The following is a 22,789-nucleotide window of genomic DNA, read 5'->3' on the forward strand; positions in this document are numbered from 1 at the left end:
AGGGTTCGGGCCTTGAGGCAAAAGCTCGCGCGCGTTATCGGTGGGGTCGCCATGGTGGCGCTCGTCGCCGGCGGAACCGCATGCTCCAGTGGCGACGATGCGGCAGGCGGGGGCGGTGACGCCTGCGGCAGCAAGATCGCATTCTTCGGCGCGCTGACCGGCAGCTCGGCCGCGCTCGGCATCAACGAGAACAACGGTGTCAAGCTCGCCGTCGACAAGTACAACAAGGAAAACGCCGACTGCAAGGTCGAGCTGGCCTCCCTGGACTCGCAGGGCAGCCCCGACCAGGCACCTGGTCTGGCGCAGAAGGCGATCGACGACACCAAGATCCTTGGCGTCGTCGGCCCGGCCTACTCGGGTGAGTCCGAGGCCGCAGGCCCGCTGTTCAGCGAGGCCGGCCTGGTCACCATCACCCCGTCCGCCACCCGGCCGAGCCTGGCCGACCAGAAGTGGAAGACCTTCTTCCGCGCGGTCGGCAACGACTTCAGCCAGGGCCCGGCGGCCGGCAACTACATGAAGAACGTGATGAAGGCCGACAAGGTCTACGTCATCGACGACCAGTCCGCGTACGGCGCCGGCCTGGCCGACGAGGTCAAGAAGCTGCTCGGCTCGGCGGTTGTCGGCTCGGACAAGGTCCAGGGCGAGGGCAAGCAGACCGAGTTCTCCGGCGTGGTCACCAAGGTCAAGGCCGCCAACGTGAAGGCGATCTTCTACGGCGGTTACTACCAGGAGGCTGGCCTGATCCGTAAGCAGCTCACCGCTGCCGGGGTCACCGCGCCGCTGGTCGCCGGCGACGGCGTCAACGACGGTGCGTACATCACCTCCGCTGGTCAGGCGGCGGCCGAGGGCACCATCCTCACCTGCCCGTGCCAGCCGGCCGCTGAGGCCCGGGGCACCTTCGTGCAGGAGTTCAAGGCGCTCAACGGCACCGACCCGGGCACCTACAGCGACACCGCCTACGACGCGGCGAACATCCTGCTGGCCGGTATCAAGGCTGGCAAGACCACCCGTGAGGGCCTGCTGGAGTTCGTGAAGGGCTACAGCGGCGAGGGTGTCGCGGCGAGCTACAAGTTCACCGAGAACGGCGAGCTGGACCCGGCTCAGGTCAAGGTCTGGGCCTTCAAGGTCACCGGCGGCAAGGTTGTCCCGGACCAGGAGATCCCGAAGTCCTGATGTTGGTCGCTGCTTCGGCGATTGAGTTGTGATCGCGGGTGCGGCCGGGAGCTGCTCGCTCCCGGCCGCACCCCAATTTTCTCTCCAGACGTGATGGAGCGTCCCTCCCTTGGACTTCAATGGACTGTTCTCCAACTTCGGGGAACTCACCACGACCGGCCTGACCCAGGGCGCGATCTACGCCCTGGTCGCGCTCGGCTACACGCTGGTCTACGGCGTGCTGAGACTCATCAACTTCGCTCACTCCGAGGTCTTCATCGCCGGCGCGTTCGCGGCGATCTGGACCTGGAACGGCTTTGGACTCGACCAGAACTCCCAGGTCAGCGGAATTGGATCGATCCTGTTCTACCTGCTGGTGGCGATGATCGTCGCCGCCATCGCTTCGGCGGGCACCGCGACGGTGATCGAGCGGGTGGCGTACCGACCGTTGCGTAAGCGCAACGCCCCGCCGCTGGCCTTCCTGATCACCGCGATCGGCGCCTCGATCGCGATCTCCGAGGCCTTCGGCATCTGGACCCGCCGACTGCCGGAGGGCGCGCCCAGTCTGGTGAGCAGCAAGCCGCTGTTCCATCTCTTCGGCGTGCCGATCGACTCGGTGCAACTGCTGACGATCGGCGCGGCGCTGCTGATGATGGTCCTGCTGGACCTCTTCATCAACCGCAGCCGTACCGGCCGGGGCATCCGGGCCGTGGCCCAGGACGCCAACACCGCCGCGCTGATGGGTGTGAACAAGGACCGGATCATCCTGATGGTCTTCATCACCGGTGGTGCCATGGCCGGCGTGGCCGGTCTGCTCTACGACGTGCGGATCCAGACCCTCACCTACAGCGTCGGCTTCCTGCTGGGGCTCAAGGCCTTCACCGCCGCGGTGCTGGGTGGTATCGGCAACCTGCGCGGCGCGCTGATCGGTGGCCTGCTGCTGGGCGTCGTGGAGAACTACGCGGCAGGTCTGTTCGGCAGTCAGTGGAAGGACTTCGCTGCCTTCGCGGTGTTGGTGGTGCTGCTGATGTTCCGGCCGACCGGTCTGCTGGGCGAATCGCTGGGGAGGGCACGGGCATGACGACCGTCCTGGAGAGGGTGCGTTCCGGCCGCGAGGCGGCCGGAGAACGGTGGCGTGGCGCGCCGCGCTGGGTGCGCTGGGCGCTGCTGGTCGCGGTGATCGCGTTCTTCTACGCGCTGCCGAACAGGGAGTTCTACCAGTATCTCGGGCCGATCCCGACCCCCGGTGCGAACTTCACGCAGGTGCTGTTCACCGTCTCGATCTACGTGCTGCTGGCCGTCGGGTTGAACATCGTGGTCGGTTTCGCCGGCCTGCTCGACCTGGGCTACTTCGGCTTCTTCGCCGTCGGCGCGTACACCGTCGCGGTGCTGACCTCGCCGAGCAGCAACCTCAAGACGCTCTGGCCGTGGCTGCTCGTGGTGCCTCTGGCGATCGGGCTGACCATGCTCTCGGGTGTCATGCTCGGTACGCCGACGCTGCGTCTGCGCGGTGACTACCTGGCGATCGTGACGCTCGGCTTCGCCGAGATGATCCGGATCGCCGCGGTCAGCTCGGAGTTCCTCAAGGGCCAGCGGGGTTTCAACCAGATCCCGCACCCGCCCGGCAAGTACGCCGACGGCAAGCCGTTCTTCGGCGTGCTGGACGCCCGGCCGTACTACTGGCTGGTGCTCACGCTGATCATCCTGGTGGTGATCGGTGTGCGGAACCTGACGCACAGTCGGGTCGGTCGGGCCTGGATCTCGATCCGGGAGGACGAGGACGCCGCGCAGCTGATGGGTGTGCCGACGTTCAAGTTCAAGCTCTGGGCGTTCGCCTCGGGTGCCGCGATCGCCGGCCTGGCCGGCGCGCTCTTCGCGGGTAAGCAGAACTTCGTCAACTCGCAGAACTTCGAGCTGCTCAACTCGATCATCATCCTGGCGGCGGTGATCTTCGGTGGTTCGGGCAACATCGTCGGCGCGATCGTCGGCGGTGGCCTGGTGGCGTACATGATCGAGCGGTTCCGTGGCATCGAGCTGTTCGGCGTGGAGCTGTACGAGTACCGGTTCCTGATCTTCGGTCTGGTCCTCGTGGTGATGATGATCTTCCGGCCGGAGGGCCTGATTCCGAACCGACGACGGGCGGCGGAGTTCAAAGACCGTCGCAAGGAGGTGATCGTCGGTGAGTGACACCGATCAGACGCCGGCTGTTCCGGCGCAGGCCGGCGCGCCGGCGATGGAGGCGGTCCCCAGCCGGGAGCCGCTGCTGGAGGTCGACAACGTCACGCTGCGCTTCGGCGGCGTGGTCGCGCTCGACAACGTCAACTTCACCCTCTACAAGGGGGAGATCCTCGGGCTGATCGGCCCGAACGGCGCCGGTAAGACCACCTGCTTCAACGCGATGACCGGCATCTACCAGCCCACCAACGGTGAGATCCGGTTCCGTGGCGGCAAGATCAGCGGGAAGAAGCGCCACCAGATCACCCAGATGGGTATGGCCCGGACGTTCCAGAACATCCGCCTGTTCCCGGAGATGACCGCCCTGGAGAACGTCCAGGTCGGCGCGGACGCGCACCACAAGACCAGCGTGCTCTCCGCCCTCTTCCGGTTGCCTCGGCACCGGCGCGAGGAGCGCGAGGGACGGGAGAAGGCCGAGCGGCTGCTGGAGTTCGTCGGCATCCGGCACCGGCTGCACGAGTTCGCCCGCAACCTCTCCTACGGGGAGCAGCGGCGGTTGGAGATCGCCCGGGCGCTGGCCACCGATCCGGTGCTGCTCTGCCTGGACGAGCCGGCCGCCGGCTTCAACCCGGCGGAGAAGGAGGAGCTGCTCCAGCTCATCCGGCAGGTCCGGGACACCGGCGTGACCGTGCTGCTGATCGAGCACGACATGCGCCTGGTCATGGGCGTCACTGACCGGATCGTCGTGCTGGAGTTCGGAAAGAAGATCGCCGAGGGGCTGCCCGCCGAGGTGCGGGACAACCCGAAGGTGGTCGCGGCGTACCTGGGGGTGCCGGACGATGTTGCTTGAGATCGACGATGTGAGCCTGCTCTACGGGCGGATCCAGGCGTTGCACGGCATCAGCCTGACCGTGGCCGAGGGTGAGATCGTCGCGCTGATCGGCGCCAACGGCGCCGGGAAGTCGACCACCATGCGGGCGATCTCCGGGATTCGGCCCATCGCCACCGGCAGCATCCGCTTCGAGGGCGAGGACATCTCCAAGCTCCGGGCGGACCTGCGGGTCCGGCGAGGGCTCTGCCAGGCGCCCGAGGGTCGGGGGATCTTCCCCGGCATGTCGGTGCTCGAGAATCTCGACATGGGGGCGTACACCCGGCGCGACCGCGCCGGGATCGCCGAGGACCTGGCCCGGGTGCTCGACCTCTTCCCCAGGCTGGCGGAGCGACGTAAGCAGGCCGGAGGTACCCTTTCCGGCGGCGAGCAGCAGATGCTGGCGGTCGGTAGGGCGCTGATGAGCCGGCCCAAGCTGCTGTTGCTCGACGAGCCCTCGATGGGGTTGGCGCCAATGCTGATCCAACAGATCTTCGACATCATCAAGGAGATCAACGAGCAGGGCACCACCGTCCTGCTGGTGGAGCAGAACGCGCAGCAGGCGCTGGCCCGAGCGCACCGGGCGTACGTGCTCGAGACCGGCAAGATCGTCAAGACCGGAACCGGCGCCGAGCTGCTGCACGACCCGGCGGTCAAAGAGGCCTACCTCGGCGTGGCCTGAGCGGCCGTCACACCCCTCACGCAAGGAGTGCAGAGACATGTTCAATACCAACGGTGCCCGTCGGGCGGCGCTCGGTGCCGCCAGTGCGGCGCTGATCGCCCTCTCGCTGACGGCGTGTGGGGAGAAGGAGAACAGCGGCTCGCCCGGCGCCGGTCCGACCGTCACGGCGGCGGCCGACTCGGCGCTGGCCGGGAAGGTGCCCGACGCCATCAAGTCCGACGGTGTGATCAAGGTCGGCACCGACTCGACGTACGCCCCGGCGGAGTTCCTCGACGCCGACGGCAAGACGGTCGTCGGCTTCGACGTCGAGCTGTTCAACGCGGTGGCGCAGAAGCTCGGTCTCAAGGCCGAGTACGAGTCGGCGCCCTTCGACGCGATCCTGCCCGGTGTCGACTCCGCCAAGTACGAGATCGGCGTGTCGTCGTTCACGATCAACGCCGAGCGGCTCAAGAGCGTCAACATGGTGAGCTACTTCTCCGCCGGCACCCAGTGGGTGACCAAGGCCGGCAACGCGGCCAAGATCGACATTGAGAACGCCTGCGGCAAGAAGATCGCCGTGCAGACCGGCACCGTGCAGTTCGACGACATCACCGCCCGGTCGAAGAAGTGCACCACCGGCGGCAAGCCGGCGATCACCATCGACCAGTACCAGGCGCAGAGCGACGCCACGGCCGCCGTGTTCAGCGGCAAGAACGACGCCATGCTCGCCGACTCGCCGGTTGGGGCGTACGCGGTGAAGCAGAGCAACGGCTCGCTGGAACTGGTCGGCGAGATCTACGAGTCCGCCCCGTACGGCTACGCCGTCAAGAAGGACCAGACCGCCTTCGCCGAGGTGCTCAAGGAGGCCGTCCAAGCGGTCATCGCTGACGGCTCGTACCAGACCGCGTTGAAGAAGTGGGGCGTCGAGGGCGGCGCCATCACCTCCTCGGCGCTGAACCCCGCCAGCTGACGCATGTCGTCGGAAACGGACACAACCGAACGGGCACGGCCGGAACCCATCCAGGCCGTGCCCGTCCGGCATCCCGGGCGTTGGGTAGCGGTCGCCGTGATCGGGGTGCTGGTGGCCATGTTCGTCCACCTGCTGGTGACGAACAAGGCGTTCAACTGGGCGTTCATGGTCGACGAGATGTTCCGGCCGCCGATCATGGAGGGTCTGCGCGGCACGCTCGCGCTGACCGTGCTCGCCATGGTGATCGGCGTCAGCCTCGGCGTCGTCGTCGCCATCATGCGGTTGTCGGAGAACCCGATCCTGCGGGGCGTCTCCTGGGCGTACACCTGGTTCTTCCGAGCGGTGCCCCGGCTGGTGCTGGCGATCCTCTTCGGCAACCTCGGCATCCTCTGGGCCCGGATCGAGTTCGGGCTCCCGTTCGATCGGCAGATCGGCGCGCTCTTCGGCGTCAACGACTTCGAGGCACGTCTGTTCGGTTTCTCCGCGCTGGAGATCCTCACGGGATTCGTCGCCGGCATGCTGGCGCTCGGGCTCTCCGAGGCGGCGTACATGGCCGAGATCGTTCGGGCCGGGATCCAGTCGGTGGACGAGGGGCAGACCGAGGCGGCACAGGCGCTGGGCCTGAGCCGTACCCAGATCCTGCGCCGCATCGTGCTGCCGCAGGCGATGCGGGTGATCATCCCGCCGACCGGCAACGAGACCATCGCGATGCTCAAGGACACCTCGCTGGTGGCCTTCGTGCCGGTCTCCACCGAGCTGTTCTTCCAGCTCAAGGCCGTGGGTAACCGGACCTTCCAGGTCTTCCCGATGTACGTGGCGGCCTGCCTGTGGTACTTGCTGCTGACCAGCGTGCTGCTCGTCGGGCAGTACTACCTGGAGCGGCACTTCTCCAAGGGGTTCGGCAAGAGCGCCCAGGCGAAGATCAGACTGCGCGGGATCACCGCGGAGGCCGGCGGTAGCGCGAGCGAGGCGGGTCGGTGATGACACAGGTGACGACACCGGCGGGGGCCGCGGGAACGGCTGGCGACGGCGTGATGGTCCGCGCTGAGCAGGTGCACAAGTCGTTCGGGTCGGTGGAGGTGCTCAAGGGCATCGACCTGGAGGTCCGCAGCGGAGAGGTCTGCTGTCTGCTCGGACCCTCCGGCTCGGGCAAGTCGACGTTCCTGCGCTGCATCAACCATCTGGAGAAGATCAACGCCGGCCGGATCCGGGTGGACGGCGAGCTGATCGGCTACCGGGAGCGCGGCGGCAAGCTGCACGAGATGCGGGAAAAGGAGATCGCCACCCAGCGCCGCGCGATCGGCATGGTGTTCCAGCGGTTCAACCTCTTTCCGCACATGACCGCCCTGCAGAACGTCGCCGAGGCGCCGGTGCTGTCGGGCCGGGAGCGCAAGGCCGCCGCCCGGGACCGGGCCGCCGCGCTGCTCCAGCGGGTCGGGCTCGGCGACAAGCTGGGCAACTACCCTGGGCAGCTCTCCGGCGGGCAGCAGCAGCGGGTGGCCATCGCCCGGGCGTTGGCGATGCAGCCGAAGCTGATGCTCTTCGACGAGCCCACCAGCGCGCTCGACCCGGAGCTCGTCGGCGAGGTGCTCGACGTGATGAAGGACCTGGCCCGCGACGGCATGACGATGATCGTGGTGACCCACGAGATCGGCTTCGCCCGGGAGGTCGGCGACTCGCTGATCTTCATGGACGACGGTGTGGTGGTGGAGTCCGGCGCCCCGCGCGAGGTGATCGCCAACCCCCGGCACGACCGGACGAAGGCGTTCCTGGCCAAGGTGCTCTGAGCCCGGGGGTCAGGAACTCCTGCATGACCCTGCGGTCAAGGAGGCCTACCTCGACGTGGCCTGACAGCCAATGCGGGACGAACGAGCCGGCCGGTGAGGGGTGCCCTCACCGGCCGGCTCGCAGTCCATCAGACCGGGATCTGCGCCCTGTCGGTCTGTTGGATCCGGAGCGCGTACACGCGCTCCGGCGGAGGAACCGCCAGGCGTTTCGCCATCTTGGCGAATCGGGCTAGCTGATGTAGAGCCGGAGCCAGAAGCCGCGCGTACCGCACCGATCGCAGGCCACGGCCTGGGTGGTTGCCGAACCGGCGATGCGCTCAGCCGCGACTGGACGGCTACCGCTGAACCCCGGTGCGCACCAGTAGGTGGTGTAACCGGCGGCCACCTTCGCTTGGCCGTCGGCCTCGCATTGGGGCAGCTCCGAGGGATAGTAGAAGGACATCGTGATCCAGCCGCCCGCCTGAGCCGGGGCGGCCGTGGCCGTGAGCCCACCCGCCGCGACAAGCATCGCCACGACGACTTGCATGATCGTCTTACGCATTCGCAACCCCCGTTGATCGAAGTTGCAATCAACCTAATCGATGGACACAATCATCGCTGCCCCGTCGGCGGCAGGGTCGTCGCCGACGACGGGCATGCGGCCAGTAGAGGTCCTCCCGGCCGCACCGCCGACCTCAGCTCGCGGAGTGGTTGAGGTGGTGACCCCTCTGCGCGAGGTGGTCGGCGGATCTGTCAGGGCTACGGACTAGAGTCGCTGCCGTGACAGCTACGACACCGCGCCTGCTCCTCGTCGACGGACATTCCATGGCATACCGGGCGTTCTTCGCCCTGCCTGTGGAAAACTTCTCCACCACGACGGGTCAGCCGACCAACGCGGTGTACGGCTTCACCTCGATGCTGATCAACGTGCTGCGCGACGAGCAGCCCACCCACATCGTGGTGGCCTTCGACGTCTCCCGCCACTCCTTCCGCACCGACAAGTACGCGGAGTACAAGGCCGGCCGCAGCGAGACCCCGACCGACTTCAAGGGCCAGGTCAGCCTGGTCAAGGAGGTCCTGGCCGCGCTGCAGATCCCGGTGGTGGAGAAAGAGGGATTCGAGGCCGACGACGTCATCGCCACGCTCGCCTGCCAGGCCCGCGACCAGGGCATGTCGGTGTTGATCAGCAGCGGTGACCGCGACGCGTTCCAGCTGGTCGACGATCAGATCACCGTCCTCTACCCGCGCAAGGGCGTCTCCGACCTGGCCCGGATGGACCCGGCGGCGATCGAGGCGAAGTACGGCGTTCCGCCACAGCAGTACCGGGACCTCGCCGCGCTGGTCGGCGAGACCAGTGACAACCTCCCCGGCATCCCGGGCGTCGGCCCGAAGACCGCGGCCAAGTGGATCACCACGTACGGCGGGGTGGAGGGCGTGATCGCCCGGGCCGACGAGATCAAGGGCAAGGCCGGCGACAGCCTGCGGGAACGGCTCGCCGACGTGATCCGCAACTACGAGATCAACTGCCTCGTCTCCGACCTGGAGCTGCCGCTGCGCCCGGAGGACAGCCGCTGGACGGGTTGGGACCGGGAGGCGGTGCACCAGGTCTTCGACACCCTGGAGTTCCGCATCCTGCGCGACCGTCTCTACCAGTACCTGGAGGCGGTCGAGCCGGAGGCCGAGTCCGGCTTCGACCTCACCGGCGAGGTGCTCACCGAGCCCGGTGCGCTGGCCGGGTGGCTGACCACGCACGTTCCGACCGGCACCCCGGTCGGGTTGGCGGTCAAGCTCGACACCGGCCCCAACCGCCGGCACACCGCCTCGATCACCGGTCTCGCGCTGGCCACCGCCGGCGGCGCGGCGGCCTGGGTCGACCCGGCAACGCTCGACCCGACCGACGAGGGCGCCCTGGCCAGCTGGTTGGCCGACGAGCAGCGCCCCAAGGTGCTGCACGACAGCAAGCCGGCCGTGCTGGCCTGCGCCGCGCACGGCTGGCGGCTCGCCGGAATCGTCCGGGACACCCAGATCGCCGCGTACCTGGCCCGCCCCGACCAGCGGTCCTACGACCTGACCGACCTGGCGCTGCGCTACCTGCACCGGGAGCTGCGGGTGGACGTCCCGGAGTCCGGTCAGCTCACCCTCGACGGCCTCGGCGACGAAGGGGTGGTCGAGCAGAACCTGATGCTCCAGGCCCGTGCCACCCTCGACCTGGCCGACGCGATCGACGCCGAGTTGTCCCGCGACGGCGAGCAGTCCGCCCGGCTGATGGCCGGCGTGGAGCTGCCGCTGATGCGGGTGCTGGCCACCATGGAGAGCACCGGCATCGCCGCCGACACCCACTATCTCTCCGAGTTGGAGGCCCACTTCGCCGCCGAGGTGAAGGCCGCCGCGCAGGGCGCGTACGAGGCGGTGGGTCGGGAGTTCAACCTCGGCTCGCCCAAGCAGTTGCAGGAGATCCTCTTCACCGAGCTGGGTCTGCCGAAGACCAAGAAGATCAAGACGGGCTACACCACCGACGCCGACGCCCTGCAGTGGCTCTACGCGCAGCAACCGCACCCGGTGCTGGCCCACCTGCTGCGTCACCGGGACGTGGCCAAGCTCAAGTCGACAGTCGACGGGCTGCTGAAGTCGGTTTCCGACGACGGCCGGATCCACACCACCTTCAACCAGACCGTGGCGGCCACCGGTCGGCTCTCCTCCACCGAGCCCAACCTGCAGAACATCCCGATCCGCACCGAGGAGGGCCGTCGGATCCGTCGGGCCTTCGTGGTGGGGGAGGGCTACGAGTGTCTGCTCACCGCCGACTACAGCCAGATCGAGATGCGCATCATGGCGCACCTCAGCTCGGACGACGCGCTGATCGAGGCGTTCAACTCCGGCGCCGACTTCCACGCCGCCACCGCCTCGTCGGTCTTCGGGGTGCCACTCGACGAGGTCACCCCCGACCAACGCCGCAAGATCAAGGCCATGAACTACGGCCTGGCGTACGGCCTGAGCGCCTTCGGCCTGTCCCAACAGCTCACCATCAGCACCGAAGAGGCGCGCGGGCTGATGGAGAACTACTTCGCCGGCTTCGGTGGGGTGCGCGACTACCTCCAGCAGGTGGTCGCCCGGGCCCGCCAGGACGGCTACACCTCCACCATCCTCGGCCGACGCCGCTACCTGCCCGACCTGGTCAGCGACAACCGGCAGCGCCGTGACATCGCGGAGCGGATGGCCCTCAACGCCCCCATCCAGGGCTCGGCCGCCGACATCATCAAGGTGGCGATGCTGCACGTCGACACCGCGCTGCGCGAGGCTGGGCTGGGCTCACGGATGCTGTTGCAGGTGCACGACGAGTTGGTCTTCGAGGTCGCCCCGGGTGAGCGGGAGTCGTTGGAGGCCCTGGTCCGGCGGGAGATGGGCGAGGCTTACCCGTTGTCGGTGCCGCTGGAGGTGTCGGTCGGTCTGGGCCGGGACTGGAACAGCGCCGATCACTGATTCTGGGTTGCGGGTGGGGGGTTCCGGGGCGGCCCGACGTACTCCGGGCGGTCAGGCTTGATCCCTGCGTGGGTCGGGCTGCCCCGGAACCCCTGACTCGGTCGTCCTGGTCGTGGCCGCTGGCGTGTCATCGACGTTGCGCGGATCTCGCGGCGGGTGACCGGCTACTTCAGGGGGTCGTGGCCCCAGTTCATGAGGGACCAGCGCCACTTGGTGTCGCGGACATTGCCGGAGGGGCGCTGCGCCATGTGCCGGCGTACGTAGCCGACGACCTTGCGCATGTGCTTGTAGTCGCCGTCGGACAGGTCACCGCGTTTGCGACGGAGCAGGTTGATGATCTTCCGCCCGGATTCGTGCCCGACGGACTCGCCACCACCAGCACGACCGCCCTTGTGCCAGCCGACCTGCTTCGACTCGTCGGTCTCCAGCCACGTGGACAGCTCACCGGGCTTCATGTTCACCGCTTCGGTGAACTCCCGGTAGGTGTCCCGGCCGTCGTCACTTCTGCTCATGACGCAGCGCCTCGGGGCGGTGGGCCACGTCGCGGCCCGTGCCGTCACTGCGGACCCGGTACTGCGGGTCGTCGGGGTCCGCGTTCACGGCCCGCCCGCGGATCCGCGTCCGCTCGGTGATCGTCCCCCGCACCACGCCGTACGCGCGGCTGCCGTGGGCCGACCAGGAGACATGGTCGCCCTTGTGGAATCTCTGTTCGGCCATGGTCGTCGGCTACCCGAGGCGGCCAGGGCGAAACGACTATGGGGTGATCTCGGCGACCGGCAGCTTGAGGTCGAACGGCTCGGTCAACTCGATCACGTCGGGCCCGTCGGCGACCAGTTCGTACTGCCGCTCACCGCCCGGCCCCACCCGGTCGCCGATCCGGTACGCGTACACGTGCACCGGGTCCTGCTCGATGCGCCAGTAGAACGGGATGCCGACGGCGGCGTACTCACAGGGCTTCGCGAATCGGTCGATCCGTCGCGTGCCGGGCGAAACGATCTCCACGGCGAGCACGACATCCTGCGGCCGTAGCGAGGACCGGTCGGACGGTACGTCGGAGCGGCACAACAGGACATCCGGGCACCGGCTGGTGTCGTGACTGAGCTCGACCGCGACGGCCTGGGTGGCCCGCACGTCCGCCGGTGCGTGGCCTCGCAGCCACGCCCAGAGCAGGCCGCAGATGTCCTGGTGAACCAGGGTCGGGAAGGGCGCCACCTGAAGGGCTCCGTCGACGAGTTCGACGCGCCTGGAGTCGTCGTCCGGCAGGTTCCGTAGGTCGGCGAGCTGATAACCGGCGCGCTGTTGACGTGCCGGGTGCGGACGCCAGCGGTCCGGTGATGTCGGATTCGGCCATGCGCTCACCGGGGGACCGTAGCGCCGGTGACGTGTGGGTCCGTCGCACCCCGCGTGCGGCGCTCACCCGGCGGGCTTCTCGGTGACGAAGATGGCGGTGCCGGGGAAGAGTCGTCCGCGCAGCGGGCTCCACTGCCCCCAGATCCCCTCGTGTCCTTCCGGCCACTCCGGCTCCACCAGGTCCAGCAGCCGGAACCCGGCGCCGACCAGCTCGCGGATCCGGTCGCCGAGGGTGCGGTGCTGCTCGACGTAGGTGGCCACGCCGCTCTCGTCCTGCTCCACGTACGGGGAGCGGTCGAAGTACGAGTGCACAGCCGTCAGGCCGCCCTCGCCGGGGTCGTCGAGGAAGATCCACCGCATCGGGTGGGTCACCGAGAACACCCACCGACCGCCTGGGCGCAGCACCCGGTGCACCTCGGCGAGCAGCGCCGCCGAGTCGTCCACGAACGGGATCGCGCCGAAGGCGGTGCAGGCGACGTCGAACGACCGGTCGGCGAACGGCAGGGCGAGCGCGTCGGCCTGCACCAGCGGTACGCGTACCCCGGTGCGGTCGGCGGCCTCGGCGGCGTGCCGCAACATGCCGGCGGACAGGTCGAAGGCGACCGGCCGGGCGCCCTGGGTGGCGAGCCAGCGGGCGGCGGCCGCGGCGCCGGCGCCCACCTCCAGCACCCGCCGCCCCGACACGTCGCCGAGCAGCCGGGCGTCGGCCTCGCGTAGGCCCTCGGGGCACCACACGAAGTCCACGTCGCCGAGGAACGCGCCGTGTTCGGCCTGGTAGTCGTCGGCGTCGGTGTCCCACCAGCCGCGGTTGGCGCGCCGGGCCTCGGCGTCACCCACCCGGCGCCGGGTAACCCGGCTGTCGTCATCCACGCGCTCACGCTAGGCCCCACCCGCCCCATCGGGTACGGCGGCGCGTCCACGATCTGCGCGACTCCTCGCCCGGCGGGCTTGATCGATTCGTCTTCGGTGAGGTCGCGGTGTCCGAGCGGGCGGGCCGCACCACATCCAGGAAGCCGGGTCGATCAAGCCGGTGCGCGCCGGCGGGGCGGGAGGGGCTGCTGTGACGCAGGAGACAGCAGGGGTCTTTTCCGGGCGATTGTTCGGCTTTCGCAGGTCATCGCATGAAGAGAACCCGGGAGGGCTTGCACGCTGTGGTAATGCGCACGGTAGGCTAGACGATGCGCTCGCGGATCGCGTTGCCTCGGCAGGGAGCAGGTGCGCGGTCGACGGAGCCACATCATGATCTCACTAGGCGATCGTTCGGTGTGCCCGGCGACGGATCCGCTGGCGCGAACAGGTCACTGCGACACACCAGCCTGCTGTGACAACCCACCGACCGGAGCAACCGCCCACATGACGAGCAGCATCGAGGCCCCCTCGAGCGCCACCCGGGTCACCCACGACGATCTCGGTTCCGAGGAGGCATTCCTCGCCGCGATCGACGAGACCATCAAGTACTTCAACGACGGCGACATTGTCGAAGGCACCGTCGTCAAGGTCGATCGGGACGAGGTCCTGCTCGACATCGGCTACAAGACCGAGGGTGTCATCCCCTCTCGGGAGTTGTCGATCAAGCACGACGTGGACCCCGCCGAGGTTGTGACGGTTGGCGACCACATCGAGGCCCTGGTCCTCCAGAAGGAGGACAAGGAGGGTCGTCTGATCCTCTCCAAGAAGCGGGCGCAGTACGAGCGGGCCTGGGGCACGATCGAGAAGATCAAGGACGAGGACGGCGTCGTCCGCGGTTCGGTCATCGAGGTGGTCAAGGGCGGCCTCATCCTCGACATCGGGCTGCGCGGCTTCCTGCCCGCGTCCCTGGTCGAGATGCGTCGTGTGCGCGACCTGCAGCCGTACGTCGGGCGGGAGCTCGAGGCCAAGATCATCGAGCTGGACAAGAACCGCAACAACGTGGTCCTGTCCCGCCGGGCCTGGCTGGAGCAGACGCAGTCCGAGGTGCGCACCGAGTTCCTCAACAAGCTGCAGAAGGGCCAGGTCCGCAAGGGCGTCGTGTCCTCGATCGTCAACTTCGGCGCCTTCGTGGACCTGGGCGGCGTCGACGGTCTGGTGCACGTCTCCGAGCTGTCCTGGAAGCACATCGACCACCCGTCCGAGGTCGTCGAGGTTGGCCAGGAGGTCGAGGTCGAGGTCCTGGACGTCGACCTGGACCGCGAGCGGGTCTCGCTGTCGCTGAAGGCGACCCAGGAAGACCCGTGGCGGCAGTTCGCCCGCACCCACGCGATCCAGCAGATCGTGCCGGGTAAGGTCACCAAGCTGGTTCCGTTCGGTGCGTTCGTCCGCGTGGACGACGGCATCGAGGGCCTGGTCCACATCTCCGAGCTGGCCGAGCGCCACGTGGAGATCCCGGAGCAGGTCGTCCAGGTTGGCTCCGAGGTCATGGTCAAGGTCATCGACATCGACCTGGAGCGCCGCCGGATCTCGCTGTCGCTCAAGCAGGCCAACGAGGGCTTCGTCGAGGGCGAGGAGCACTTCGACCCGACCCTCTACGGCATGGCCGCGACGTACGACACCGAGGGCAACTACATCTACCCCGAGGGCTTCGACCCGGAGACGGGCGAGTGGCTCGAGGGGTACGACAAGCAGCGCGAGACCTGGGAGAACCAGTACGCCGAGGCTCGTCTGCGCTGGGAGGCCCACACCAAGCAGGTGCAGACCTCTCGGGCCGCCGACGCCGAGGCTGCCGCCAACCCGACTCCGGCCGTTCCGGCCGCTGCCGGTGGCGGTGGCGGTGGCACCACCTCCTCGTCCAGCCCGGCCCCGAGCCGGCAGGCCGAGGAGCCGGCCGGCACGCTGGCCACCGACGAGGCGCTCGCCGCACTGCGGGAGAAGCTCGCCGGCGGTAAGTGACCCGCTGAACGACGACGACGGGCCCCGTCCCCGCGATCTCCGGATCGCTGGGGGCGGGGCCCTCGCCGTACCGGCCGTGCCCCGCACTCGCCGTGGGCGGCGCGTGCCCGGGGGCGCGAGGTGCGGGGGGCGCGAGTTGCGGGCGCGGCGTGCCCCAGGCGAGTTGCTGGCGTGGTGCGCCGGGGGCCGGGGCGCTGTGGCGGCCGCGGTGAGCCCGGCGGCTGGTGCGGGCCTCCAAGATCGTGCTCGATCCATGTTGTAGTGGCCTCCCGGGCGCGCCGCACACCACTAAATCCTGCTTCGAGCACGATCTTGGCGCGGGGCGCGGGGCGCGGGGCGCGGGGCGCGGGGCGCGGGGCGCGGGGCGCGGGGCGCGGGGCGCGGGGCGCGGGGCGCGGGTCGCGGGTCGCGGAGCCGGGACTGGGGCGCGGGGCGCGGGGCGCGGAGCCGGGACTGGGGCGCGGAGCCGGGACCGCGACCGGGGCCGGATGCTGGGCGTCGGGGCGCGAGCGGGTTGCGGCCGGGGCGGGATGGTTGGGAGGTCGCCGGGCCGTGGGTGGGTTTGGCGGCGGGCTTGTCGATCCGGTTGACTGTTCGGGTGCTGAGGGTGGGGTTGACCGGCGGGATCGGGTCAGGCAAGAGCGCGGTGGCCGCGCGGCTCGTCGAGCGGGGCGCGGTGCTGATTGACGCCGACCGGGTGGCCCGGGAGGTGGTGGCGCCGGGTACGGAGGGGCTGGCCGAGATCGTCGCCGCCTTCTCCGACGCGGTGGTGGATGCCGACGGCGCACTGGACCGTGCCGCACTGGGAGCGGTGGTGTTCGCCGACGAGACCGCCCGCCGTCGGCTGGAGGCGATCACCCATCCCCGGGTCCGGGCCCGCACCGCGGAGCTGGCCGCCGCGGCGGCACCCGACGCGATAGTCGTCAACGACGTACCGCTGCTGGTCGAGGTGGGTCTCGCGCCGACGTACCACCTGGTGGTCGTGGTGCAGACGGCCGTGTCGACCCGACTGGAGCGGCTGGCGCGCGACCGGGGGATGGGTCGCGCGGAGGCGGAGCGGAGGATCGCCGCCCAGGCCGACGACGCCCGCCGCCGGGCGGCGGCGGACGTGGTGCTGACCAACGACGGGAGCCTGACGGCGTTGCACGACGCCGTCGACAGGCTCTGGAAGCAGCGGCTGGTGCCCTACGAGGACAACCTGCGTCAGCGGCGGGTGGTCCCGCCGGACGCGGCCGAGCCGGCCGGGGCCGACGCGAGTTGGCCGGAGCAGTACGCGCGGCTGGCCGCCCGGATCCAGCATGCGCTCGGCTCGGATGCCCTACGGATCGATCACATCGGTTCGACGGCGGTGCCCGGCCTGGCCGCCCAGAACGTCATCGACGTTCAGGTTGCGGTCGCCAGCCTTGCCGACGCCGACGGGCCGTTGACCGATCGGCTGGCGAGCGCCGGGTTTCCGCGGGTGCCGGGGCAGTGGTGGGACGACCCGCGCCCGGCCGGTAGGGGCCGGTGGGAGAAGCGGCTGCACGGCAGTGCGGATCCGGCCCGCCCGGTTCGTCTGCACGTGCGGGTGGCGGATTCGCCGGGTTGGCGGTACGCGTTGCTGATGCGTGATCACCTGCGTGCCGACCCGGATCAGCGGGCCACGTACCTACTGCTCAAGCGTGATCTGGTCGACGCGGCACCGGAGGCCGGTGATTCCGGCACGGCTCGCAACCCGTGGTTCGACGAGGAGTACCTGCGGGCCGAGCAGTGGGCCGCGCAGACCGGCTGGCGCCCCTGAGGCATCGGTCAGCGGGCACGGGGCCGAGGGGTCGGAGACCGAGGCGCCGAAGGTCGAGGGGCGGTGGGCCGAGGGTTGGCAGCCAGTCGGGGCACGACGGCGGGCTGGAGATCCAGGTGTGCCCACGCGCCGGCGTCGGTCTGCAACTCGAGCCGGCGGAGCGACCCGTCCCGGTCGAGCCAGTACCGCAGCCGCGCGTCTGCCGGACCGGACTCGATGACGTCCACGGTCCGTCCGGCGGCAACGTCCTCGCGTACCCGCACGGCCGCGCCGCGCTGCCCGATCGACCCGGCGGCTACTGCGGCGTCGACCAGCACGCTCAGGTCGTCCCGGCCGGGCCGGGAGATCCGCCATCCTCCGGCCGGGGGTGGCAGCGGCGGCCGGGCCGGCGCCTCCGCGGTGCCGCCGCCGGCGTCCGCCGCCGGCAGGTCCGCCCGGGCCATCCCGGCGGCGTCGCGTCGCAGCAGGGTCCGGCGATTCGGTACGCCCAGGTCGGCGACCGCGAGATACGCGGTACGCGCGGTCCAGCTCAACCAGCCGGCGCCCCGCAGGTTCGTGTCCGTGCCCATCGGCGCGGTCAGCGTCACGGTGGCACCGCCGTGGGTGCGGAGCCGGGCCGGCAGCCGGTCGAGCCGACGCTGCTCGGCGTCGGTCAGCGCGCGGGGCAGACCGGGGCGGCCGCCGAGTGCGTCCACCGGCCGTAGTGTCGGCCGGTCCGCGCGGTTGAAGATCATCGTGACCGGACCGGTGCCGGGCAGCACTGTCACCAGCTTGTGCAGCCGGGCGTCCTGATCGAGCCAGTACCGGGTCTGTCCCTCCGGGGCGGGCGTCACGGCGCTGGGGGCGCCGATGGCCGTGCTGGCGGCTGGCGCGCCGGCGGGCAGTGGCGCCTGTATGACGTCCCGTGGGCCGGCCGGCACGGTCTCCCGGGTGATCCAACGCGCCCCGTCGGGCGGTGCCGTCCGGGTGGTGGTGTCGGGGCGGTCGGCGGCGAGATCGAGGAGCAGGTCGAGCACCGGCGCCAGATGCGCCCCGGGTGCCAGTCGGTGCAGCCGCCACTGGTCCGTCGGGGGCATCAGTGGTGGGGCGGCGGGAGTGGGCACCGCCGCCGGATCGGGCCGGATCACCAGCACCGGACCGCTCTTCTGCAAGAGCCCGCGTTCGGCACCCGCTCCCGGCCCGCCCACGTCGAGGTAGAGCAGTGACCGGGACCAGTCCACCCAGCCCACCAGCTCGATGCGGGCGGCGCCGGTGCCGGCCGTGACCCGTACGCCGGCGCGAAGGTCGCGCAGGTTGGTGACCCGCACGGCGGCCAGCCGCTCGCCCTCCGTCAGGGTCAGCGGCCGGGCCGGCTCGGGCGGGTCGGGCGCCCAGCTCAACAGCCCGAGCACCAGCGCCGTCGCGGACGTCACCGCCGTCAGGCCGAGCAACAGCAGCACCGTACGTCGACGACGGCGGGCCGAGGACGGCCCGGTGGTGTCGGCGGCCTCGGTGGTGTCGGCGGTCTCCGGGGTGTCGTCGCGGCGGATGGTCGCGCGGTTTCCCGCGAGGCTTCGATCGGCGGCGGCCCGCCGCGTGTCGTCGGTCTTGCGGCCGGCGGTGGCCCGGCGCGCGCCGCCGCTGGTCCGGCCGGCCGTGGGCCTACCTCCGGTGTCGCTGGGGGTCCGGCTGGCCGCCGAGGCGCTGCCGGCCGGGCCGGTGCGGTGCCGCCCGCTGCGGGCGGTGCCCGGGTCGTCCGGCCGGGGTGTGGCGGTGCGGGCGGTGCCCGGGTCGTCCGGCGGGGGTGTGGCGGTGCGGGCGGTGCCCGGGTCGTCCGGCGGGGGTGTGGCGGTGCGGGCGGTGTCGGGCGCCGGGGTCGGAGAGGTGTCCACGGAGATGAAACGGGCGGGGAGGCACCGGGGTGACGAGCAGGGGCGCTCGCGGCGGCCGGTCTGCGCCTCGAGCGCGACCACACGGGTGCGCACGCCGGACGAGCCGGGTGCTGCGACCGCTGTGCCGGGGGTGACTGGCCGTGATGTCGGCCTGGCCACCGGCCCGGTCGGCCGCCGCGAGCGGCCTACATGAAGAGGGTAGTCCCGGTGACATGGGCCACACAATGGGAATATTGAAGCTGATCACGTACCTCCCGTGACGGCCGTTCCTGTCGGACCTCCGGCGTACCGTTGATGGCATGGCGCTCGACATTCCCCGGCTGGACAGCCGCTTCCAGGTCGTCAGTGATTTTCAGCCGGCCGGCGACCAACCGGCGGCCATCGATGAGCTTGAGCGTCGGGTTCGGCGCGGCGACCGCAACACCGTGCTGCTCGGCGCGACCGGCACCGGCAAGAGCGCCACCACGGCGTGGCTGATCGAGCGGCTGCAACGCCCCACCCTGGTGCTCGCCCCGAACAAGACGCTCTGCGCGCAGCTGGCCAAGGAGTTCAGCGAGCTGCTGCCGCACAACGCGGTCGAATACTTCGTGTCGTACTACGACTACTACCAGCCCGAGGCCTACATCCCGCAGACCGACACCTACATCGAGAAGGACTCCTCGATCAACGAGGAGGTGGAGCGGCTGCGGCACTCGGCGACGATGTCGCTGCTCACCCGCCGCGACGTGATCGTGGTGGCGACCGTCTCGGCGATCTACGGCCTGGGCACTCCGGAGGAGTACCTCAACCGGGCGGTGAAGGTGCAGATCGGGCAGGAGCTCGACCGCGACCAGTTGCTGCGCCGGCTGGTCGACATCCAGTACACCCGCAACGACATGGCCTTCCAGCGGGGCACCTTCCGGGTCCGCGGCGACACGCTGGAGATCATCCCGGCGTACGAGGAGCTGGCGATCCGGATCGAGCTGTTCGGTGACGAGGTGGAGAAGCTCTACTACCTCAACCCGTTGACCGGTGACGTGGTCCGCGAGGTCGACCAGCTGGTGATCTTCCCGGCCACCCACTACGCGGCCGGTCCGGAGCGGATGGAACGGGCGATCCGTGACATCGAGGTGGAGCTGGCCGAGCGTCTCGCCGAGCTGGAGCGGCAGGGCAAGCTGCTGGAGGCGCAGCGGCTGCGGATGCGCACCACCTACGACATCGAGATGATGCGGCAGGTGGGCTTCTGCTCCGGCATCGAGAACTACTCGATGCACATGGACGGGCGGCTGCCCGGCAGCCCACCGCACGCCCTGCTCGACTACTTCCCCGACGACTTCCTCACCGTGGTCGACGAGTCGCACGTGACCATCCCGCAGATCGGCGGCATGTACGAGGGCGACGCGTCCCGGAAGCGGATGCTCATCGACCACGGCTTCCGGCTGCCCAGCGCGGCCGACAACCGGCCGCTGCGCTTCGACGAGTTCCTGGAGCGGGTCGGCCAGATGGTCTACCTCTCCGCGACCCCCGGCACCTGGGAGATGGAGCAGGCCCAGGGCGAGTTCGTCGAGCAGGTGATCCGACCCACCGGTCTGGTCGACCCGGAGGTCGTGATCAAGCCGACCAAGGGCCAGATCGACGACCTGATGCACGAGATCAAGCTGCGGACCGACCGGGACGAGCGGGTGCTGGTCACCACGCTGACCAAGAAGATGGCCGAGGACCTGTCCGACTACCTCCTGGAGAACGGCATCCGGGTGCGCTACCTGCACTCGGAGGTCGACACGCTGCGCCGGGTGGAGCTGCTGCGCGAGCTGCGCAAGGGCGACTACGACGTGCTCGTCGGCATCAACCTGCTCCGCGAAGGTCTGGACCTGCCCGAGGTGTCGCTGGTGGCGATTCTCGACGCCGACAAGGAGGGCTTCCTGCGCAGCGGTCGGTCGCTGATCCAGACCATCGGGCGGGCGGCCCGTAACGTCTCCGGCCAGGTGCACATGTACGCCGACAAGATCACCCCGTCGATGGCGGCGGCGATCGACGAGACCGATCGGCGTCGGGCCAAGCAGATCGCGCACAACGAGGCACACGGCATCAGCCCGGAGCCGCTGCGTAAGAAGATCCACGACATCCTGGACGACATCTACCGCGAGGCGGAGGACACCGAGAACTCCCGGGTCGGTGGCGCGGTGCGTCAGCTTTCCCGAGGTAAGGCGCCGGTCAAGGAGACCCGCAGCCGGAGCCGGTCCGCCGCGAGCACCACCTCACGGGAGGGGATGGCCCGCGCCGACCTCGCCCAGCTCATCCAGGAGCTCAACGACCAGATGTTGGCCGCCGCACGCGAGCTTCAGTTCGAGTTGGCGGCCCGGATCCGCGACGAGGTCTCCGACCTGAAGAAGGAGCTGCGCGGCATGGACGCCGCCGGCGTGAAGTGACGGCCACCCGGTCGGCCCCGCCCAGCGCTCCGCTTGGGCCCGGCCGGCCGGGGCACGTGAAGGGCGGGCACGGTTGACGGCGGTGGCGCCGATCGGCGAGATGGTCCTCGGGGTGCCCGGCGCCAGCCTGCGTCCGTTCGTCGACCGGTACGTGGGCTACCGGGAACGGGCGGACGTGCCACTGGTCCGCCGGGAGTCGGCGGGCGTCTTCGTGGTGCTGATCCTGGGCTGGGGCGCTCCGCTGGACGTGACCGACCCGCGTAGCGCGCAGCGCGGCGTCACCGCGGTCGACTCGTTCGTGGCCGGCACCTTCGACAGTTGGTGCACCACGCGCACCGTGGGCGTGGGAGAGGGCATCGAGTTGCTGCTCGCCCCCCTGACCGCCCGCCGGCTTCTCGGTCTGCCCCTGAGTGAGCTGACCAACCGGGCCGTCGACGTCGGGCAGCTCCCGGGCCGTTGGCTGGATCGGCTGCGCGGCCGGCTCGCCGAGGCCCCCGGCTGGTCGGACCGGTTCGACCTGCTCGACCGGGTGCTCGCCGCCCGGCTGGCGGCGGCCCCGCCGGTGGACCCGCGGCTCGACTGGGCGTGGCGGTGGCTGGCCGCCAGCGGTGGGCGGGGGAGCGTCGGTGTGCTCGCCGACGAGTTGGGCTGGAGCCGCCGGCACCTCGCGTCCCGGTTCCGGCAGGAGGTCGGGCTGCCGCCCAAGATGGCCGCGCGACTGCTGCGTTTTCAGCGGGCTCACGCCGCGTCGACCCAGGCCGGCGGGGTCGGGCGGGGAGTCGACTGGGCCGCCGTGGCGGCGAGCTGCGGCTACTACGACCAGTCCCACCTGATCCGGGACTTCCACGAGTTCGCGGGGGCCACGCCGGCCGCGCTGCTCTCCGGCCGCTGACGACCGCCGGCCGACCGGAGCCGGACCGGCGACCCGCCGAGCCGACCGGAGCCGGGCCAGCGACCCGCCGAGCCGACCGGAGCCGGACCGGCGACCCGCCGAGGTCACATTCGTCCAATCCGGAGCCACGCCGCCGGCCGCAGAATCGGGTCATGCGAACCATCTATCCAATCTTCCGTTATCCCGATCCCCGCGCCGCGATCGACTGGCTGGGTGCCGCCTTCGGTTTCCGGGTGCATGCCGTGCACGAGGCGCCGGACGGAGCGGTCGCGCACGCCGAGCTGGTCCTCGACACCGGCATGATCATGCTGGGTGCTCGGGCCGACGCCCCGCCCCGGCCGGCCGACGACGAGTGGTCGGTCTACGTGGCCGTGCCGGACGTCGACGCGCACTGCGCCCAGGCCCGCGCGGCCGGCGCCGAGATCATCCGCGAGCCTTTCGACACCGACTACGGCTCCCGTGACTACTCGGCCCGCGATCTGGCCGGCAACGTCTGGTCCTTCGGCACGTACCGACCCTGAGCCGGCCACGCTGACCGGGGACGGGCGGCC

19 protein-coding genes and 1 pseudogene are annotated in these 22,789 nt (G+C 70.2%); 14 read left to right on the forward strand and 6 right to left on the reverse strand.

The genetic code is table 11. From position 1 onward, the window contains the following. Positions 1–12 precede the first annotated feature (12 nt). From GA0070561_RS29630 to GA0070561_RS29665, 8 genes are all read left to right on the forward strand, one after another. Positions 13–1,173, forward strand: a complete 1,161-nt coding sequence (locus GA0070561_RS29630; protein ID WP_091407903.1) for a branched-chain amino acid ABC transporter substrate-binding protein — start codon at positions 13–15, stop codon at positions 1,171–1,173. Between the two features lie 109 nt (positions 1,174–1,282). Next, entirely contained in the window at positions 1,283–2,233 is a 951-nt protein-coding gene (locus GA0070561_RS29635; protein ID WP_091407906.1) for a branched-chain amino acid ABC transporter permease, read from the forward strand. Further along, positions 2,230–3,339 (forward strand): branched-chain amino acid ABC transporter permease, encoded by a 1,110-nt coding sequence (locus tag GA0070561_RS29640; RefSeq protein ID WP_091407909.1) that lies wholly within the window; start codon positions 2,230–2,232, stop codon positions 3,337–3,339. Before GA0070561_RS29635 ends, GA0070561_RS29640 begins: the two co-directional genes overlap by 4 nt. 46 nt (positions 3,340–3,385) lie before the next feature. Further along, complete coding sequence (locus GA0070561_RS29645) at positions 3,386–4,177, forward strand: ABC transporter ATP-binding protein (protein ID WP_167362530.1); 792 nt, start codon at positions 3,386–3,388, stop codon at positions 4,175–4,177. Continuing rightward, positions 4,167–4,877: an ABC transporter ATP-binding protein gene (locus GA0070561_RS29650; RefSeq protein WP_091407914.1), complete on the forward strand. Its 711-nt coding sequence runs from the start codon at positions 4,167–4,169 to the stop codon at positions 4,875–4,877. The genes GA0070561_RS29645 and GA0070561_RS29650 overlap by 11 nt, the downstream gene beginning before the upstream one ends. 37 nt (positions 4,878–4,914) lie before the next feature. Continuing rightward, complete coding sequence (locus GA0070561_RS29655; protein ID WP_091407917.1) at positions 4,915–5,826, forward strand: ABC transporter substrate-binding protein; 912 nt, start codon at positions 4,915–4,917, stop codon at positions 5,824–5,826. A gap of 3 nt (positions 5,827–5,829) precedes the next feature. Further along, on the forward strand, positions 5,830–6,807 hold the full coding sequence (locus GA0070561_RS29660) for an amino acid ABC transporter permease (protein ID WP_091407919.1): 978 nt from the start codon (positions 5,830–5,832) through the stop codon (positions 6,805–6,807). Then, positions 6,807–7,613: an amino acid ABC transporter ATP-binding protein gene (locus GA0070561_RS29665; protein WP_091407922.1), complete on the forward strand. Its 807-nt coding sequence runs from the start codon at positions 6,807–6,809 to the stop codon at positions 7,611–7,613. Before GA0070561_RS29660 ends, GA0070561_RS29665 begins: the two co-directional genes overlap by 1 nt. A 229-nt stretch (positions 7,614–7,842) precedes the next feature. Here GA0070561_RS29665 and GA0070561_RS29670 read toward each other — a convergent pair whose 3' ends face one another. Beyond that, the gene (locus GA0070561_RS29670; protein WP_091407924.1) at positions 7,843–8,154 is read right to left on the reverse strand and encodes a hypothetical protein; all 312 of its coding nucleotides are present in this window, start codon (positions 8,152–8,154) and stop codon (positions 7,843–7,845) included. 218 nt (positions 8,155–8,372) lie between these two features. Here GA0070561_RS29670 and polA point away from each other — a divergent pair, with 218 nt between their 5' ends. Beyond that, positions 8,373–11,072, forward strand: coding sequence for a DNA polymerase I (polA, locus tag GA0070561_RS29675; RefSeq protein ID WP_091407926.1), 2,700 nt, complete (start codon positions 8,373–8,375; stop codon positions 11,070–11,072). 167 nt (positions 11,073–11,239) lie between these two features. On the opposite strand, the pseudogene GA0070561_RS29680 reads toward polA, so the two are convergent. The 4 genes and pseudogenes from GA0070561_RS29680 to GA0070561_RS29695 form a co-directional block, all read right to left on the reverse strand. Continuing rightward, positions 11,240–11,584 (reverse strand): annotated as a pseudogene (locus GA0070561_RS29680) (DUF3140 domain-containing protein); the annotation flags it as partial. Further along, the gene (locus tag GA0070561_RS29685; RefSeq protein ID WP_091407932.1) at positions 11,571–11,789 is read right to left on the reverse strand and encodes a hypervirulence associated TUDOR domain-containing protein; all 219 of its coding nucleotides are present in this window, start codon (positions 11,787–11,789) and stop codon (positions 11,571–11,573) included. The gene GA0070561_RS29685 and the pseudogene GA0070561_RS29680, both read right to left, overlap by 14 nt. A 36-nt stretch (positions 11,790–11,825) precedes the next feature. Beyond that, complete coding sequence (locus tag GA0070561_RS29690) at positions 11,826–12,431, reverse strand: Uma2 family endonuclease (RefSeq protein WP_091407934.1); 606 nt, start codon at positions 12,429–12,431, stop codon at positions 11,826–11,828. 54 nt (positions 12,432–12,485) lie between these two features. After that, a complete protein-coding gene (locus GA0070561_RS29695) occupies positions 12,486–13,292 on the reverse strand; it encodes a class I SAM-dependent methyltransferase (RefSeq protein ID WP_091407936.1) in 807 nt (268 codons plus the stop codon). Between the two features lie 483 nt (positions 13,293–13,775). On the opposite strand from GA0070561_RS29695, the gene rpsA reads away from it, so the two are divergent. Both rpsA and coaE read left to right on the forward strand, forming a co-directional pair. Beyond that, positions 13,776–15,287 (forward strand): 30S ribosomal protein S1, encoded by a 1,512-nt coding sequence (gene rpsA, locus GA0070561_RS29700; protein WP_091407939.1) that lies wholly within the window; start codon positions 13,776–13,778, stop codon positions 15,285–15,287. Between the two features lie 598 nt (positions 15,288–15,885). Then, the gene (coaE, locus tag GA0070561_RS29705; RefSeq protein ID WP_091407941.1) at positions 15,886–17,067 is read left to right on the forward strand and encodes a dephospho-CoA kinase; all 1,182 of its coding nucleotides are present in this window, start codon (positions 15,886–15,888) and stop codon (positions 17,065–17,067) included. A gap of 8 nt (positions 17,068–17,075) precedes the next feature. Here coaE and GA0070561_RS29710 read toward each other — a convergent pair whose 3' ends face one another. Continuing rightward, entirely contained in the window at positions 17,076–19,031 is a 1,956-nt protein-coding gene (locus tag GA0070561_RS29710) for a hypothetical protein (RefSeq protein WP_091407943.1), read from the reverse strand. Positions 19,032–19,237: 206 nt separating this feature from the next. On the opposite strand from GA0070561_RS29710, the gene uvrB reads away from it, so the two are divergent. The 3 genes from uvrB (at position 19,238) to GA0070561_RS29725 (ending at position 22,759) form a co-directional block, all read left to right on the forward strand. Further along, the gene (uvrB, locus tag GA0070561_RS29715; protein WP_091407946.1) at positions 19,238–21,346 is read left to right on the forward strand and encodes an excinuclease ABC subunit UvrB; all 2,109 of its coding nucleotides are present in this window, start codon (positions 19,238–19,240) and stop codon (positions 21,344–21,346) included. A gap of 82 nt (positions 21,347–21,428) precedes the next feature. After that, on the forward strand, positions 21,429–22,238 hold the full coding sequence (locus tag GA0070561_RS29720; protein WP_244166489.1) for an AraC family transcriptional regulator: 810 nt from the start codon (positions 21,429–21,431) through the stop codon (positions 22,236–22,238). Between the two features lie 152 nt (positions 22,239–22,390). Continuing rightward, the gene (locus tag GA0070561_RS29725; RefSeq protein ID WP_091407948.1) at positions 22,391–22,759 is read left to right on the forward strand and encodes a VOC family protein; all 369 of its coding nucleotides are present in this window, start codon (positions 22,391–22,393) and stop codon (positions 22,757–22,759) included. The last annotated feature ends 30 nt before the right edge of the window (positions 22,760–22,789 follow it).

The organism is Micromonospora saelicesensis (assembly GCF_900091575.1).
In the GTDB taxonomy this organism is placed as follows: domain Bacteria; phylum Actinomycetota; class Actinomycetes; order Mycobacteriales; family Micromonosporaceae; genus Micromonospora; species Micromonospora saelicesensis.